The sequence below is a fragment of the Halalkalibacter urbisdiaboli genome, from assembly GCF_002156385.1.
Classification (GTDB): Bacteria; Bacillota; Bacilli; order Bacillales; family Bacillaceae_D; genus Halalkalibacter_A; species Halalkalibacter_A urbisdiaboli.
On the sequence record NZ_MVJM01000004.1, the window covers coordinates 66,292 to 83,452 of the forward strand.

A 17,161-nucleotide genomic window follows, 5' to 3' on the forward strand; every position below is an offset into this window, starting at 1 on the left:
CATGACTACTAAAAGTAGTACTAGTATACGATATTTCTTTTCAAGTATTGTATATCTAATACTTTTTCTGACAAATAACTTACAGCCGAATCTATTTCCTCTGGAAGTAAGCTTGGATTAATACAGATTCGAATTGAACTATTACTATCGTTTTCGTTTAAGCCAATTGCGGTTAATACATAAGAAGGTTCAAGGCTATCTGAATTACATGCAGAACCTGATGAAATAGCAATATTACGCAAACCATTGATTAATTCCTCTGCCCTTACATCCTCAAAGCGAAGATTAACAATATGAGGAACACTTACTTCAAGATCTGTATTCAAATTAAATTTTATTCCGCTATCCTTTAACTTTTCTAACAATCTATCACGTAATAAAGAAGCATTTTGATAGTTTGACTTTATAGCTTTGAACGAAAAGTCACAAGCCAAACCAAGCCCTACTATTAATGGAGTTGGAAGTGTTCCACTACGTAAGCTATTTTGCCCACCACCAAATAAAATCGGGCGAATTTGTTTACGTATCTTAGAATCAACATATAAGGCACCAATACCTTTTGGACCATATATTTTATGACCCGAAAGTGAAAGTAAATCGATCCCAAGACTTTTAACATCTATTGTTAGTTTACCAATAGCTTGAACGGCATCAACATGGAATAGAATATTATGTTCCTTACACAAGCTAGCAACTTCCTCGATAGGTTGAATAGTACCTAACTCTGAATTAACGTAGTTTATACTAACAATCCTAGTATGTTCGTTCATTTGTTCTTTTAAAGATTGGATAGAAATACGACCATTATATTCAACATCAACTTTGTTAACAATAATCCCACGTCGAGTCAATTCTTTCCCGATATCAACTGTAGATTTATGGTCAACTGGAGAAATAATAACATTAACTGGCGCCTGTTCATAATAATCCAAACTTCCAAAAATAGCTAAGTTATTACTTTCTGTCGCTCCCGATGTAAAAATAATCTCCTCTTTTTCAGCACCTATATGATTTGCCACAGCTTGAGTCGCTTGTTCAATAGACTTCTTTGCTCTTTTCCCCATAATATGTGGAGAGGAGGGATTGCCAAATTCATGATTCATGAATTTGGTCATTTCAGAGACGATTTCTTCTCTACAAGGCGTAGTTGAACAGGTATCTAAATATATTAAATCCATCATTATCATTACCTTATCTTTATTTTTTTACGAATTGAAAACTGAGAAGTTAATAATTTTTTCATAAATTTCTTGAGTAGAATTTTCACCACTACCGCCTGGATCAGCAATTATTATCTTCATTCCGTCTAATGCATATAGGTTCAAAGCAATTTCTATACCAGTACGTACAGGAGAATAACATTCCCCCGGAGCAAAAATTAACATAAGTCTATGCCCCAATTTATGAACTTCAGATATCATTTCAGTTACTTCACCAGCACAACCAGTTATTCCACAACTAATCAACGTTTTATAATTTCCATCTGAATCTACGAATGTGACTTCAGACTGATTGGGTCTATCTTCAATCATCTTCTTTTCCAACTTACCTTCTTTGACCAATTTTTTTGCACTTTTTTGAAAGCGATATTTTAACCAAGTTTCTGGAAAAGCCACTGGATGTTTCCGACTCGCTAAGATATTTTTCTCGTCAAACACATTACTTTCATCAAGTAATTGCTTATAAATCTGAGGAATTTCAGTGAATTTTTCATAGAACGCTTGTCTAAGTTCGGTCGCTGTTGAACCTCCATCAGGAACGTATTGCCAATCATTTATTAATAGCAAAAATTTTGTTTCATCGAATTTATCCTTAAATTCTTTTCCTATCTCAATACCAAGTTTCCACGTATATGTTGGGAAAATCCCAACCCTCCGAGATATACGATTTGTCATTAATTCTGAAGACTGTTCCTCAATAATTCCAGGTTTCAGGCAATTACTTTCTTCATCATTAAATAACATAAAATGTCCAGCCATCACCACGAGTTCTGCTTGTTCAGCAGATTCTAATTCATCTCGAATTAAATTTAATAACTCTTCTTCTGAGGAAACCATGTGATGATAATTTCTTTTTTCCGTATTTACCTTCATTCATCTACACCCTTTCTTTTTTTAACATAAAACCCTACCTATACTTCCTAATATTGCAAAAAATTTAATTGGGTAGGACGTTATGATTATTCATTGACCCTTGAAGTACAACTAAGAAGCGATAATTGAATTAAGTAATAAAAATTGCAGTCTTTTGACTTACTACTTAGCCATACTGCCGTGTTTTAATAAATACAAGGATAGAATCATGAAGTTATCAGGGTGAAATTATAATTCTGAAATTCTGGGTTGTTAAGAGGCGGTACCTGGAATCGAACCGAGGGATAAAAGATTTGCAGTCTTTTGCCTTACCACTTGGCCATACCGCCATGTTACTCCAATTAAACTATAAAGGTTTCAAAATTCCGTTTTTTTCCACCTAACCAACGAAATTAATCATATTTCTTTAAGAAGATTTAATCAATAGGACAATTTAACTATATATGTAAATAAATGGTTCGTACTTGGCATTCGGCTACCGGCGTACGTTGGCCGCCTATCAAAAAAGTCATTATTATACGTAATAATAATGACTTGGACGACCTACATTTCCATATTGAATTTGTACTCGAATTTGGCCAGATTGTTCAAGATAATCCAAATATCTACGAACGGTAACTCTTGCCATTCCTAAATATGAGGCTAGTTGTTCTGCTGTAACCGGCTCTGATTGCTCCATAAGATTCATTAAGATTTGCCGTAATGTTGTTTCACTTAATCCTTTCGGCAGGCCAACTTTCTGTAGACTCACCTGTTTTAACTCATCGATATCCTCTTGGTTAAGGATTGATACGTCACTCAGCTTTTTCCACATCTTTTGATACGTTTCTAAAGCCGTTTTAAAGCGATTAAATCGAAACGGCTTTACTAAGTAGTCGACTGCCCCTAATCGAAATACCTCATGAATCGTAGTCGCATCTCGTGCTGCTGTTATCATAATCACATCACAATGAACTTGATTCATACGTATCCATGATAATACTTCTAATCCAGACCCATCAGGTAAGAACATATCTAACAAAACTAAATCAGGCTTCTTTTCTTCAATACTCTCTATTGCCTGACTGCTATTCAACGCGGTTCCACATAGCTGAAAAAGTGGGATCTTCTCTAAAAAACCTATATTTACATCTAACACCATCGGATCATCTTCAACGATAAATACCTTAATCATCTTCTATACCTCGATTTATTTCAATTGATATTTCAGTCCCTTGTCCAACTTCCGAGTCAACCTCAATAGTGCCTTTTTGCGCCATCACAATCTGATTGACTAATGCAAGGCCAATTCCACGCCCCTCTTTTTGCTTTGTACTATACCCGTACGTAAAGATTTTACTTTTCTCTTCCTCAAGCATACCTTTCCCTTCATCACTAACACTAATAAATAGATAGCGATTATCTCCTTGAATAAAACATTCAACGTTTTTATTCTCTTTCTCTTTCGGAAAGGACTCAAATGCATTTTCTATTAAATTTCCTAAGATAGTGACAACATCTCCTGCACTAAGCTCATCAATGATTTGCTTCAAATAACTATCCGTATTAATCGATAATTTTATTCCTAACTCACGTGCTCTTGAACGTTTCCCAAGCAATAATCCAGAAACAGAGTAGTCATTGATTCGGTCTTTTAAAAATTGAATCGTCCGCTCCTCGTCCGTCGTCTCATCAATGATGATATCAAGTGCTTCCTCTGTTCGCTCAAGTTGAATCAATCCAGCGATACTATGAAGCTTATTCATATACTCGTGATTTTGGGCTCTTAGCGCGTCGACGAGTGCTTTCACTCCCGTAATTTCCTCCGCTAGTCGATTTGCTTCTGTTCGATCAACCATCGTCATAAACGATCCAACTAGTTTTCCTTTTACATGAATATGATGTAAGGACAAAAGATATGTTTTATCAAATAGAACGATATGACGATTAATTAAGTCTGTTTTTTGACTTAATAAACTCTCCCATGAATTTGGAAAAATATCTTTTAAATGTTCTTTCCTTTGTATCGTTTCATTACACGTATAATGCTCTGCCAGTCGGTTCATAAAGGTGATGTTCCCTTGCTCATCTAATGCAATAATCCCCATCTCCATTGCCTGCATAACAGCTGAACGTTCTTCTGCCATTTTAGCAATTTCATAAGGCTCTAACCCAAAGGTTTGCTTCTTAATGTTATGAGCTAAGAGTAACGAACCTAGTAACCCGATGAGTAACCCCCAAATTAAAGACAAAAGAATATCTTTACTATATTCGGCGATTAATGATTGGAAGGAAGGTGTTAGAATTCCAACTACAGCTACCCCTACCTGTTGGACCCCTTCTTCATTCATAATCGGCACAAACGCTCGAACAGAATTCCCTAACGTCCCTTGAGCTTTCGAAACATATTCATGCTCAGCTAAAGCTGCTGCTTCATCTCCGCCAACGAATGTTTTCCCAATCATACTTTCAGAAGGATGCGAGTAACGGATTCGATCCATATCAATAATAACAATATAATCTACATTTGTTGCGAGCCTCGTCCGTTCGGCGATCGGTTGGATTTCTGCTTCCCCTCCAGGCATCCCTACCATGTTACGAATATTAGGCATTTGCGCAACCGTTCTGGCAATGGCAATCGCTCTTTCTCCTAATTCTCTTTCAAAGGCATCCGTAATGCTATATACCATGATCCAACCACTTGTCACAATTGATATTGAGACAACAACAAAGGACATTAATAACATTTTCATACGTAAGCTTATTCTCATTGATTGTCATCCTTACCCTAATCTATGCCGAAACTAAGAAATCCCTAGCATCATACCATACTACCTTCCTCGAAAAAAAGTCAATAGCAACTAGCTGATGTTTAGCTTTATCTTTGTTTCATTACAGATTGTTTCGATTAATTCGTGAACGGTTTGCATTTTAGCCAGCATTGGACTTTGACCAGACCATAATGACATAAAGTCAGGTATCCCTTGAGAAGAAGCCGCCCCTCTTAGTGCCTTCGTTAACGTATTTTGAATCGGAAAGCCAGGTAACTGCTCCTCGTTTCCCTTCATTTCTGCAATGAAACGATTATCAATGCCTCGTGCCCATTTTCCTGAGAATGCACGTGTTAATACAACGTCATCTGCACTGGCCTGAAGAATCGCTTCCTTGTGTACCTGATTTGCCCCACTTTCAACACATGTTAAAAAAGCTGTACCCATTTGAACGGCATATGCTCCCAAACATAACGCTGCACTTACTCCCCTCCCATCCATGATTCCACCTGCTGCAATAACAGGGATGTTAACGCTATCAACTGCTTGTGGGATTAAAGACATTAGTCCGATGTAGCCGTCTTTTGCTTCGTGTGAAAACGTACCGCGATGTCCACCAGCTTCCGTACCTTGCATTACGACCATATCCATTCCAGCAGCTTCATTTCGTTCTGCTTCTTCTATTGTTGTTGCTGTACCAATTAACGTAATTTTATTTTTCTTTAGCTCCTTAATTTGCTCGACAGTTGGGAGTCCAAACGTAAAAGAACAGATGGGAACCTGTTCCTCAATTATAAGTTGAAGCTGTTCCTTAAAAGTTGCGACTGTCTTTTCCTTTGTTGGAAGCGAAAACACCTTCTCCTCTAATCCTAGTTCTTTATAAAAAGGCTTTAACAATGCTTGTGCGGTTTTAACCTCTTTTTCACAATGATGAAAATCATTTGGGACAAACAGGTTAATACCAAAGCTTTTTACTGTTAATTGCTTAAGCTCTCTTATTTGTTCACGGGTTTGCTGTGGGGTCATATAGCCTGCACCAATCATCCCTAAACCACCCGCATTTGACACAGCTGCAACTAATTCAGACGTAGTTACCCCGCCGGCCATCGGCGCTTGAATAATCGGATACCTAATACCTAATTGTTCCGTTAATGAATTTCTCAATACTATCCCCTCCCATTTTTGATCAACCCTTTACCTTTTACTTTCTTCGATATTTTTGAAATGTGCAAGGACAAACTCTCTAAACTGCTCCACTACCTTAGGAACAAAAGCGCGTTCCTTCCATGCGAGACCGATTGTTCGACTACATTCCACATCTACGACCGATAATTTTTGAATAGCGTAATGCTCTATTCCAATTCGCTCAGGCACTAATGCGACTCCAAGTCCGGCAGAAACGAGGCCTGTTATTGTTCCAACCTCTTGTCCTTCAAATGTTAGCCTTGGGGTAAAGCCGACTTCCTGACAAAGATGGTCCGTAATTGTCCTAAGTCCAACCCCTTTCTTAAAACCGATAAACGACTCCTCTGCAAGTTCACTTAACTTCACCTCCGTTTGGTTAGCAAGGTAATGTGAGTCGGGCACAATTACATACAAACGTTCCGAAAACAGTTCAATCCAACAAATCTCAGGGGTTAGTTCTGATACAGTCGTTAAGCATAAGTCAATATCGCCAGCTTGAAGTTGATCCATTAAACGATTTGCTGTGTTTTGAAACAATTGAAACGTAACTCCTGGATGCGTTTCTCGATATTTCCCAATCAACTCTGGTACAAGCTCTGAGCCAAGTGTATGCATAAAGGACAGAGCGATATTACCCGACTCTGGACTTACACGTTCCTTTATTTCCTGCTGACCATCTTCAATTATCTGTAAAGCGACATTTACCTTTTCTAAAAAAAGCTGTCCATATCGATTGAGTTGGACTGAGCGTCCTTGACGTTCAAATAAAGGAACGCCTAACTCCTTTTCTAACCTAGAAATTGACCGACTCAATGCAGGCTGAGAAATAAAGAGTGATTCAGCTGCCTTTGTAAAATGTTGAAGTGTTGCGACTCTTTGAAAATAAGCAAGTTGTTGCCACTCCATTGCATCTCCCACCAATCTATTACATTTATGCATTAAAATTATAAAAATTATAAATTGGAAGTTATCACTTGTCAAAAGTATGATAAGGATATCTACTTAACTTGTAAGGGTGGTTTAAAAATGGAGTATTTCAAAACGGGGCAGAAAAGCTATCGGAAGGCGTTGGTCGCTTTGTTTGTTGGAAGCTTTGTAAGCTTTATGATTTTGTACTCAGTTCAAACACTTTTTCCACTCTTTGCTGAAGAATTTCATGTAACGCCTGCAGTCGCTAGTTTATCGTTATCCGTATCAACTGGATGTCTAGCTGTTACTATGCTTGTAGCCGCTACATTATCGAATACGATAGGACGAAAACAGATCATGACCTTCTCCTTAGTGCTGTCATCATTTTTGTGCATTCTTGCTTCCTTTAGTCCTAATTTCGCCATACTAATTACAACACGTGCTTTACAGGGGATTGCTTTAGCCGGATTCCCAAGTATTGCGATGACCTACATAAACGAGGAATTCCATCCAAATCACTTAGGATTGATTATGGGTATCTATGTAAGCGGAAATACAGTTGGAGGGTTAGCTGGCAGGTTTATTTCAGGTTTAATGACGGATTTATTTTCCTGGAGAAGTGCATTACTTATTATCGGGGGCACGTGCTTGGCATTAAGTATTTGGTTTATCAAGACCCTTCCTGAACCTAGGCACTTTAAGCGTACGACTCTTTCTCCGAAAACATTTTTCCCATCTTTATTGTACCAATTAAAGGATGTACGGCTTCTTTGCCTGTTCGGGCTATCATTCGTGTTAATGGGAAGCTTTGTTACCGTTTATAATTACTTAGGCTTCAGACTCACCTCATCACCCTTCTATTTATCTCAAACGCTTATTGGATTTATTTTTTTTCTATACCTTGTTGGTACCTTTAGTTCAACATTTATGGGTAAAGTGAGTGATGCAATCGGTAAGCCGAAAGCAATCCTTACTAGCATTCTGATTATGCTAATTGGCGGATTGCTCACACTTAGTCTGCAGCTACTTATCATGATCGTAGCATTAGCTATTTTTACATTTGGGTTCTTCGGCAGTCATGCGATTGCAAGTAGTTGGGTCGGGCAGTTAGCCGAAAAGCATAAATCACAAGCAGCTTCCCTTTACCTATTTTGCTATTACCTAGGATCGAGTGTTATCGGCACAAGTAGTGGGTGGGTCTTTGGTGGATTTGGATGGAATGGGATTGTTCTCTTAATTTCCACTCTTATTGGTTTCGCTTTTCTCTTTGTTTCGTTAATTTTAATCTGTTATCGTAGTCATCAAAAGGTCATATATAATAACATTGAAAGCTAAATCATTACACTGTCACACATTAGAGACTTGAAAGGGGTTCGAAATGAGCACATCAATAAAAGCCTATGTATTTGACGTATATGGAACACTTTTTGACGTTTATTCAGTTAAAAAAGTATGTGAGGATCTTTATCCAGGAAAGGGCGAAGAAATTAGTGTTTTATGGAGACAAAAGCAGCTTGAGTATTCCTTTTTGCGTCAGTTAATGGGCCATTACACAACATTCTATCAAGTTACAAAGGACTCACTGCGATTCAGCTTAGAAAAACTCCATCTACCATTTTCCCCCAAACAGGAACAACAATTAATCGAAGAGTACAGACGACTGTCTCTTCATCCCGAAGTTAAGAATGTAGTAGAACAGCTTTCTGACAAACAACGTGCCGTCTTTTCAAATGGCTCTCGTGATATGCTTGAACCACTTATCCACCAATCCGCCATTTCAGGTACTTTTGATGCGATCATTAGTGTCGATGATATTAAACAATATAAGCCTACCCCTGCCTCTTATTTTCATGCAATGAAAGCATTAAAGCTTGAACGAGATGAAGTTTTATTTATATCGTCAAATGGGTGGGACATTTCCGGAGCAAGAGCATTTGGATTTAAAACCGCCTGGATTAACAGAAGCAGCCAACCGAATGAACATCTAGATTTACAGCCGCATGCAACGTATAACGATTTGACTGGAATTCTAGAGTGGCTCTGAAACGAATGAAAACCCTTTCAAAAAATACTAGATGAATGGTGTGATTTAATATATGATAGTCACATGTTCAATTTAGGAGGGAGCTAAACCAATGGATATCCGCCAATTAGAGTACTTTTCAGAAGTAGCCAAAAATTTAAGCTTTACAAAAGCGGCTACCACCTTGCACGTGTCACAGCCTTCTATTAGTAAAGCGATTCAAAATCTCGAAGGTGAGCTCGGCGTTCCATTGTTTTACCGTTCCCCAAAGCAGCTTGAACTAACTGATGCGGGAAAAGCAGTATTGATTAACGCAAAGCACGTATTAGAAGCCTTTCATAATCTCTCTTCTGAATTAACAGACATGATGGATTTAAAAAAAGGTGAGATTCGCATTGGTATTCCTCCTATTATCGGAGCGGCTTTTTTTTCAACCTTGATTAGTCACTTTAAAGAGAGTTATCCTCTTGTGGACTTAATCTTAACCGAAGTTGGCACGAAAAAAATCCGTGAAGGAGTTGATGACGGATCACTAGATATCGGCCTCGTCTGTAGCATTCCAGTTCAAAGTGAAAACTTTCATGTGATCACCCTATTAGACGATCCATTAATGCTCGTTGCCCATTCTGAAAATCCGTTATCATCCAAACCTTTTGTCCATTACAAGGATTTAGAAGAGGAATCATTTATTTTATATCGCAAGGATTTTTCATTACACGATAAAATTATTGAAACGTGTACAAAGCACGGATATTATCCGTCTGTCGTTTGCGAGACATCACAAAAGGATTTTATTATTGAAATGGTATCAGCCAAATTAGGCATCGCTCTTCTTCCTAGCAAAATCGCCATGAATATAACCGAACAACATCTTGTTTCCATCCCTTTTAAACAACCTGAGATCAATCTCGAGCTAGGGATGATTTGGAAGAAAAATAAATATCTTTCCTTTGCGGTTCGAGAGTTTATTGAATTAAGTAGGAATAAACTGGCGTTATAAACAACAACCAAAAAAGGGCTGTGCCAAAAGGTTAAAAAACAACCTTTTGGCACAGCCCACTGAAAAACCCATTGAAAGTCACGCTAGGAAGCAGCAATGGCTCCACACGTTGCTTAGAGGGCACAGCCTCTTTTTCACCTGTTTTATTAAATCATGCGGGTCGTAACCATACCCTCGATTTGACTGATTTTCTCCTCTAAACTAGGTATAATTTCACCATTTACGTCATTCTCAATATCAATCATCGTATATGCGTACTCGCCGCGGCTTCTGTTCACCATATCAGCAATGTTTAAATTAAAGTTTGAAATAGCAGATGTAATCTGCCCTACCATATTCGGGACATTTTTATGGAATGCTGCCACACGGCGCTTTCCTGTATAAGGAAGAGACGCATTCGGGAAGTTTACTGAGTTCTTAATGTTTCCTGTCTCTAAAAACTCCTTCACTTGGCGAGCCGCCATAATCGCGCAATTCTCCTCTGATTCTTGTGTAGAAGCACCAAGATGCGGAATCGGGATGACATTATCCATTTTCAACACATTCTCATTCGGGAAGTCTGTAATATACTTACCAACTTTTCCGCTTTCAAGTGCTGCTTGCATATCCTTTTCGTTTACAAGCTCACCACGTGAGAAATTCAAAATATGAACACCTGGCTTCATAAGGCTAAATGTTTCAGCGTTAAACATTCCACCTGTATCACCAGTGAACGGAACGTGTACCGTAATAAAATCAGCGTTCGCATACAACTCTTCAATCGACATCGCACGTTGTACAGTTCGAGACAAGTTCCACGCTGTATCTACAGAAATGAACGGGTCAAATCCGATAACATCCATTCCTAAATCAAGAGCATCATTCGCAACAAGCGCACCAATTGCACCTAATCCGATAACACCTAGCGTTTTCCCCTTAATTTCTTTTCCAACAAATTGCTTCTTCCCTGCTTCTACAAGTTTTGAAATTTTTTCTCCTTCATCTTGTAACGTCTTTGTCCATGCCACACCAGCAAACAGGTTACGAGAAGAAGCCATTAATGTCGTTAGTACAAGTTCCTTTACTGCATTTGCATTGGCACCAGGTGTATTAAAAACGACAATACCTTGCTCAGTACATTTTTCGACCGGAATATTGTTGACTCCTGCTCCAGCACGTGCGATCGCTTTTAAATTATCACCAAACTCTAGTGAGTGCATGTTAAAACTACGAACAACAATAGCATCAGGATTTTCACTATCATTATCAATCGTATAGTTGTCCTTAAATACTTTTAACCCACTTTCTGCTATATTATTTAACGTTTTAATCGTTTTCGCTTTTTCAAAAGTAATTGTGCTCATTTTATTCTCTCCTTTTTCAACCTTTGTTTTTTTTAATTCTTCTTCATATTATAGTCTAAATCGTTTCGTCTACCTTATCAGTAAACAGAAAGAGGTAAGAGATTAAAGAATCCCTTACCTCTGCCCAGGCGAACGGCTAAGACGAACTATATGCTCCCTCACGGTTATCCGCGTTCGCCAGTCACACATAGTCTTTGAATTTGTTTCAATTTTACCAAATTTCTAACCAACCTTCAACCTTGAATATTATTTATTTAATAGATATTATGCCCAATCTACTTCGGATGAATGACATTGTCACATATCTTTCAAAATAAATGACTGAAAACTCCCATAATTTCAATTCAAAAACTACTGCGAGATTTATTGCTGTGATATGCTCGTTTAAAGAGTAGTTAATAATATGTGCTTGAAACGAATCAAAAAAGGAGCCATTGATATGAACTTTAACATGAAAGAAGCAATTGAGATTCTAGAACGTACACCACAAACACTAGAATCTTTCTTGATAGGATTATCTGTTGGATGGTTGCAAACAAATGAAGGCGAAGGAACCTGGAATGTCTCTGAAGTGATTGATCACCTTATCGAGGGCGAGATACATAATTGGATACCCCGGTTAGAGCTCATCCTCCAGGAAGGAGAACGGAAATCATTTCCCCCATTTGATCGTCATTCACACTTAAATAAAATATCGGAAAGCTCGATTGAACAAACGTTACTCGAGTTTAAAGCGATTAGAACAAAGAATCTTACCAAACTAAAGCTTCTTTTTAAAGATGAATCAAACCTTGAATTAACAGGTTCACACCCTGCATTTGGTATAGTGAAAGCAAGAGAATTACTATCTACGTGGGCTGTTCATGATTTAACACATATTGCTCAAATTGTAAGAGTAATGGCCGAAAGATACCGAAAAGATGTTGGGCCCTGGAAAGAATATTTAGGGATATTGAATTCATAACATTTTATAGTAAAACAAAAAGAGCGATGCCCTTGGCTAAGTATCGCTCTCTCTAGTTGAACTTTATTCTAAATAATTCGCTATTATTTCGGTAATACTTTTTTTCTAGATATTAACTCAAAGCTTCGCATAAAAAACCAAATGAAACCAGCATAGAAGCCAAGCAATGGATTCTTTAGCGCTCCTGGCTTATTCTTTTCAAAGTAAAAGTGGCCTATCCATGAAAATACGTAATGTAACAGCGCAAAGTAAAGGGTTACAAACCAATTAATAAACAAAAATACCCAAGCAATACAAGCAAACAAAAAAGCAAAATAATGTAGGAATTGGTTCCACTTATTTTGATGTGCTTGTTGATACTGTATTAAATCATTCTTTAACCTCTCATTCATTGTTACACCCTTTTTCACTCGATTTTATATTTATTTAAAAAATGTTATTTCACTGTTGATCCTGCTTTCGCCTTCGCCTCTAACCGGCGACGATGTAAAATTGGCTCGGTGTATCCACTAGGCTGTTGTCGTCCTTCAAAAATTAATTCACAAGCCGCTTGGAAGGCAATTGAATTGTTAAAGTCGTTTGCCATTGGTTGATAGTTAGGATCTGCTGCATTTTGTTTGTCTACAATTTTTGCCATCCGTTTTAATGTCTCTAGTACTTGTTCACCGCTACAAATGCCGTGATAGAGCCAATTGGCTACATGTTGGCTAGAAATCCGAAGCGTTGCACGGTCTTCCATGAGTCCTACGTTATTAATGTCTGGTACTTTCGAGCAGCCAATTCCTTGCTCGACCCAGCGAACGACATAACCAAGAATTCCTTGCGCATTATTATTTAGTTCTCGTTGAATGTCATCCGACTCCCAATTAGGCTCATTTGCCACTGGATAGTCTAGAATATCATCTTGATACTTCTTTGTTATTTTTACAAGCTCATTTTGAATACTTGTTACATTTACTTCATGATAATGCAACGCATGTAACACGGCTGCTGTTGGTGAAGGCACCCACGCTGTATTTGCTCCAGCATGTAGCTGACCAATTTTTTGCTTCATCATTTCTGCCATTAAGTCTGGCATCGCCCACATGCCCTTACCGATTTGCGCACGACCTTGTAAGCCTGATGATAGACCATTGGCTACATTTGATTTTTCATAAGCTTGTAACCATGTTGAGCTTTTCATCTCATGTTTACGGATCATTGGACCTGCCTCCATCGACGTATGCATTTCATCCCCGGTTCGATCTAGGAAGCCTGTATTAATAAAGACGATCCGTTCCTTTACCGCATGTATGCAATTTTTTAAGTTTAATGAAGTCCGTCTTTCCTCATCCATCACACCAATTTTCAAGGTATAGCGGTTTAGTTCTAGTATATCTTCTATTCTGTTAAATAGTTTATTCGCAAACGCTACTTCTTCTGAACCGTGCATTTTTGGCTTGACGATATAAACTGAGTCCTCAGTGGAGTTTTTATAAAGACCGTTGCCTTTTAGGTTATGGATGGCAATAAGACTAGTAATCACACCATCAAGAATCCCTTCAGGAACCTCTTGCCCATTCTCGTCAAGGACGGCGTTGATTGTCATTAAGTGACCTACATTACGCACAAACATGAGAGAACGTCCCCTTAATGTAAAAGGTGTTCCAGCAACTGCTGTGTATTCGCGATCTGGCGCTAACGTACGCGTGATCGTTTTCTCTCCTTTGTTAAAGGAAGCGGTTAGGTCGCACTTCATTAAACCGAGCCAGTTTCGATAGACTTCCACTTTGTCCTCTGCATCAACAGCAGCAACGGAATCCTCACAGTCCATAATTGTCGTTAACGCTGCTTCGATTAAAATATCCTTCACACCGGCCTCATCGGTCTTACCGATAGGATGTTCGCGATCAATTTGTATTTCTACGTGTAATCCATGATTTTGAAGTAGGATGGCCTCTGGATCTACTTCGTCCCCTCGATAGCCTACAAGCTTTGAAGTTTCCATCAAGTCTACTTCTTGGTCATTTCGCAGAGTAGCCATTAGGTGACCGTTTACTAGTCGATACTTCCTAACCTCACCGTGAGAAGCTTCTGCGTTTAATGGAGCAATGCTATCGAGAAACTTTTTCCCAAACTCAATGACCTTTTGACCACGTAACGGATTAAAAGAAGAACCTCTTTCACATCCTTCCTCCTCGGAAATAGCATCGGTTCCATAAAGAGCATCATATAAACTCCCCCATCTTGCATTTGCTGCATTTAGAGCGTAGCGCGCATTATTAACGGGAACCACGAGCTGTGGACCTGCTTGCTTCGCAATTTCTGCATCAACACCTGTTGTCGTTACTTCAAACTCTTCTACTTCCTCTTCTATATAACCGATTTCCTCTAAAAAAGCTTTATATTTCTCGAAATCTCCGTCTCTATGTTGTTGATGCCATTGATTGATTTGTTTCTGAAGTTCCTCTCTTTTCTCTACTAAACGCTTATTTTCAGGGGCTAGTTCAGTGACTAAATCTTGAAAACGCAACCAAAACTCTCCAGCTGAAATACCCGTCCCAGGAATAGCCTCTGCATTAATAAATTCATAAAGATTCGCTGCAACCTGTAATTTCCCTACCTTTACATAACTAGTCATTGGTTCATCCCCCTTTACCTTCTTGCTACTTATTATAAGTTCAGTATCTAGTATAAATGAAATACATTTTTCGAATGTCGGATATTCCTTTTAGTTATAAACTAGGCAAATGCCCTTTTCTGTTTAGACATAGTTCCAATCCCACTTCTCTGAATAGCTTAAAAAGGAATAATTATTAGGAGGCAATGAAATGGATCATCAACAACCAAATCACTTAGCTTGGCACGAAACGTTAGAAATTCATGAATTAGTCGCTTTTCAAGCAATTGGCCTTATGAAATGTAAAAAAACATATTCTGATATTACTGACCCCGCACTAAAAGACTTATATAAAGAAGCAATCGAAGGATTAAGTGCAAATATTCGCGAATTAATTATGTTTTATCCAGTTACCGCCAGAAGCGAGGACGAGGACGACTCTCGCAATGACGAAACTCCTTTTTATGCCGGGGACCTACTTGTGTTCATGAAAACCTCAGTTCGAAATTATGCTATTGCCATTACCGAAACTGCAACCCCTGCTCTACGTGACGTTTTAAAGCTACAATTAATGGCAGTAATCAATCTCCATGCCAAGGTCTTTTACTACATGTATGGAAAAAGCTATTATCCATCCTACGATTTAGATAAGCTCTTACAAAATGATATCAATTTAGCAAGCAAAGCATTAAATCAGTCATTATAGCCCCAAAGTAAACGTAAAAAGGGTGTCCCAAAGTCGCTTATGACTTGGACACCCAAAAACAGATTACTCCACATTACGTCGATTATGTTTCCCTTTAATAAAACGGTACGTCACATAAGCAATATAGAGTGGTGTAGCGATATAAATGAGATATGGAAATTGTCCATACGTTCCACGATAGATCAAAAATAACAAACAACCTAAAAACACAGTTACAATCGTACCATACTTCGGAAGAGGCACTTCCTTTAAACTTGGAATTCTAATTTTACTAACCATTAAAAAACACATTGCAGTAAAAATAACCGTTGTCACAATATCAGGTAGGTTATGTCGAAATAATGTCAGGAGCGCTAAAATACCACCTGCAGCCGTAATCGGAACACCTGTGAAATAATTCATCGACGACTTTGTCGCATTGATATTAAATCGAGCTAAACGATAAGCACCAAATAACGGAAATAACCCTGCGATCGCAAGCCCTAATAAACCGAATTGAAAAAAGTATGTATAATAAACGAGAAAAGAAGGAGCTACCCCGAACGTAACGATATCTGCCAAGGAATCTAATTCCTTTCCTAAATCACTATCTGCTTTTAACATACGAGCTAAACGGCCATCCATACTGTCTAACATCATCCCAATTAATATTAAAATCGCAGCATTGCTAAACTGCCCGTTTGCCGCAAAGCCAATCGATAAAAACCCGCAATACAAATTTCCGAGCGTGACCATGTTGGGAATACTTTTAATAAGCCTCATTTTATCACTCTTTCATCTTTCCATTCTTCCCCTATTATACACAATCACACTTCATTTCAGAAATTCTTGTAGAAAGTAGCATTGAACAATAAATAATCGAAACAGTTTTTAGATTCATTCACGCCTAATCCATTTTGATTAAGCCAAACGCAAAAATCGTTTTACGACTTCTAGCTACTATTTCTTCCCGATTACGAAAGCTACTTCTAATTATGATCAATACGTCGATCATCATACGTAAAATTTAGTCATAAAGTTATAACCCTAAAAGTTTATAACTTTATGACAGATTATTTGTAGCCATCTAATCGTTCATTATCTTAAGCCTTCTTGTACTTTAATGTACGTTCATCCAAAATAACGCCATCCCAATTCAATCCAAAAAAAATCCAATTTTCTCCATTTATACATATGCATTCAACTCACTCTTATATTAATAGCCCTAATTATATAGGTATAGGTGAACAACTTACAACGTCATTTCACTTCCAAATTCGTTCATTTAAAACTTAACGATTGCACATCATCATAGCCCCATCTACACATTTGAGAACCTCCGACTAAATTGGCCGTAATTTTTACATAAAAAAGAACCTGCCTTCATCACAGCAGATTCCCAAAACAGTTACATATTCAACTATATAAATTGACACAGACAACTTCGTTCCTCCGACAGTATCAGCCCCGCCTTCGCTTGATACCATGGCAGCCACAGTTGCTACCCGACCTACCTTCAGTATAACTGAAAACGCTTACAAATTCAAGTTTTTTCTAGGTTTATTATTATGTGACCATATTAAAAACAGCTAACCGGACCGGTTAGCTGT

Annotated in this window: 15 protein-coding genes, 1 tRNA gene and 1 riboswitch; of the genes, 5 read left to right on the forward strand and 11 right to left on the reverse strand. The window is 38.1% G+C overall.

From position 1 onward, the window contains the following. Positions 1 to 20 precede the first annotated feature (20 nt). The 7 genes from B1R93_RS20195 to B1R93_RS20225 form a co-directional block, all read right to left on the reverse strand. Entirely contained in the window at positions 21 to 1,181 is a 1,161-nt protein-coding gene (locus tag B1R93_RS20195; RefSeq protein WP_245308385.1) for a cysteine desulfurase family protein, read from the reverse strand. 24 nt (positions 1,182 to 1,205) lie between these two features. After that, positions 1,206 to 2,093, reverse strand: a complete 888-nt coding sequence (locus B1R93_RS20200) for an LPD16 domain-containing protein (RefSeq protein ID WP_088105758.1) — start codon at positions 2,091 to 2,093, stop codon at positions 1,206 to 1,208. A gap of 257 nt (positions 2,094 to 2,350) precedes the next feature. Continuing rightward, positions 2,351 to 2,422: transfer RNA gene (locus tag B1R93_RS20205), tRNA-Cys, on the reverse strand. A 185-nt stretch (positions 2,423 to 2,607) separates the two neighbouring features. Next, on the reverse strand, positions 2,608 to 3,267 hold the full coding sequence (locus tag B1R93_RS20210) for a response regulator (RefSeq protein ID WP_088105759.1): 660 nt from the start codon (positions 3,265 to 3,267) through the stop codon (positions 2,608 to 2,610). After that, entirely contained in the window at positions 3,260 to 4,843 is a 1,584-nt protein-coding gene (locus B1R93_RS20215) for an ATP-binding protein (RefSeq protein ID WP_245308386.1), read from the reverse strand. Before B1R93_RS20215 ends, B1R93_RS20210 begins: the two co-directional genes overlap by 8 nt. Before the next feature lie 90 nt (positions 4,844 to 4,933). Further along, on the reverse strand, positions 4,934 to 6,013 hold the full coding sequence (locus B1R93_RS20220) for an NAD(P)H-dependent flavin oxidoreductase (protein WP_088105760.1): 1,080 nt from the start codon (positions 6,011 to 6,013) through the stop codon (positions 4,934 to 4,936). 24 nt (positions 6,014 to 6,037) lie between these two features. Next, positions 6,038 to 6,934 (reverse strand): LysR family transcriptional regulator, encoded by an 897-nt coding sequence (locus B1R93_RS20225; RefSeq protein WP_088105761.1) that lies wholly within the window; start codon positions 6,932 to 6,934, stop codon positions 6,038 to 6,040. A gap of 120 nt (positions 6,935 to 7,054) precedes the next feature. On the opposite strand from B1R93_RS20225, the gene B1R93_RS20230 reads away from it, so the two are divergent. The 3 genes from B1R93_RS20230 to B1R93_RS20240 all read left to right on the forward strand — a co-directional run bounded on the left by B1R93_RS20230 (position 7,055) and on the right by B1R93_RS20240 (position 9,960). Beyond that, positions 7,055 to 8,272: an MFS transporter gene (locus B1R93_RS20230; protein WP_088105762.1), complete on the forward strand. Its 1,218-nt coding sequence runs from the start codon at positions 7,055 to 7,057 to the stop codon at positions 8,270 to 8,272. A gap of 43 nt (positions 8,273 to 8,315) precedes the next feature. Continuing rightward, positions 8,316 to 8,981, forward strand: a complete 666-nt coding sequence (locus B1R93_RS20235; protein WP_088105763.1) for a haloacid dehalogenase type II — start codon at positions 8,316 to 8,318, stop codon at positions 8,979 to 8,981. A gap of 91 nt (positions 8,982 to 9,072) precedes the next feature. Next, a complete protein-coding gene (locus tag B1R93_RS20240) occupies positions 9,073 to 9,960 on the forward strand; it encodes a LysR family transcriptional regulator (protein ID WP_088105764.1) in 888 nt (295 codons plus the stop codon). 146 nt (positions 9,961 to 10,106) lie between these two features. Here B1R93_RS20240 and B1R93_RS20245 read toward each other — a convergent pair whose 3' ends face one another. Beyond that, on the reverse strand, positions 10,107 to 11,303 hold the full coding sequence (locus tag B1R93_RS20245; protein WP_088105765.1) for a phosphoglycerate dehydrogenase: 1,197 nt from the start codon (positions 11,301 to 11,303) through the stop codon (positions 10,107 to 10,109). A 115-nt stretch (positions 11,304 to 11,418) separates the two neighbouring features. Next, positions 11,419 to 11,498, reverse strand: a riboswitch (ZMP/ZTP riboswitch). 244 nt (positions 11,499 to 11,742) lie between these two features. Here B1R93_RS20245 and B1R93_RS20250 point away from each other — a divergent pair. Continuing rightward, positions 11,743 to 12,267 (forward strand): DinB family protein, encoded by a 525-nt coding sequence (locus B1R93_RS20250; RefSeq protein ID WP_088105766.1) that lies wholly within the window; start codon positions 11,743 to 11,745, stop codon positions 12,265 to 12,267. An 83-nt stretch (positions 12,268 to 12,350) separates the two neighbouring features. Here the strand turns inward: B1R93_RS20250 and B1R93_RS20255 are convergent, their stop codons facing one another. Then, a complete protein-coding gene (locus B1R93_RS20255; protein WP_088105767.1) occupies positions 12,351 to 12,659 on the reverse strand; it encodes a DUF962 domain-containing protein in 309 nt (102 codons plus the stop codon). Positions 12,660 to 12,703: 44 nt separating this feature from the next. Continuing rightward, positions 12,704 to 14,887 carry a malate synthase G gene (locus tag B1R93_RS20260; RefSeq protein ID WP_088105768.1) on the reverse strand — a complete coding sequence of 728 codons (2,184 nt, stop codon included), beginning with the start codon at positions 14,885 to 14,887 and terminating at the stop codon, positions 12,704 to 12,706. A gap of 190 nt (positions 14,888 to 15,077) precedes the next feature. Between B1R93_RS20260 and B1R93_RS20265 the strand changes: the two genes are divergently transcribed. Next, a complete protein-coding gene (locus tag B1R93_RS20265; RefSeq protein ID WP_088105769.1) occupies positions 15,078 to 15,572 on the forward strand; it encodes a spore coat protein in 495 nt (164 codons plus the stop codon). Positions 15,573 to 15,635: 63 nt separating this feature from the next. Here B1R93_RS20265 and pssA read toward each other — a convergent pair whose 3' ends face one another. Continuing rightward, positions 15,636 to 16,334, reverse strand: coding sequence for a CDP-diacylglycerol--serine O-phosphatidyltransferase (gene pssA, locus B1R93_RS20270; RefSeq protein ID WP_088105770.1), 699 nt, complete (start codon positions 16,332 to 16,334; stop codon positions 15,636 to 15,638). Between the last annotated feature and the right edge of the window lie 827 nt (positions 16,335 to 17,161).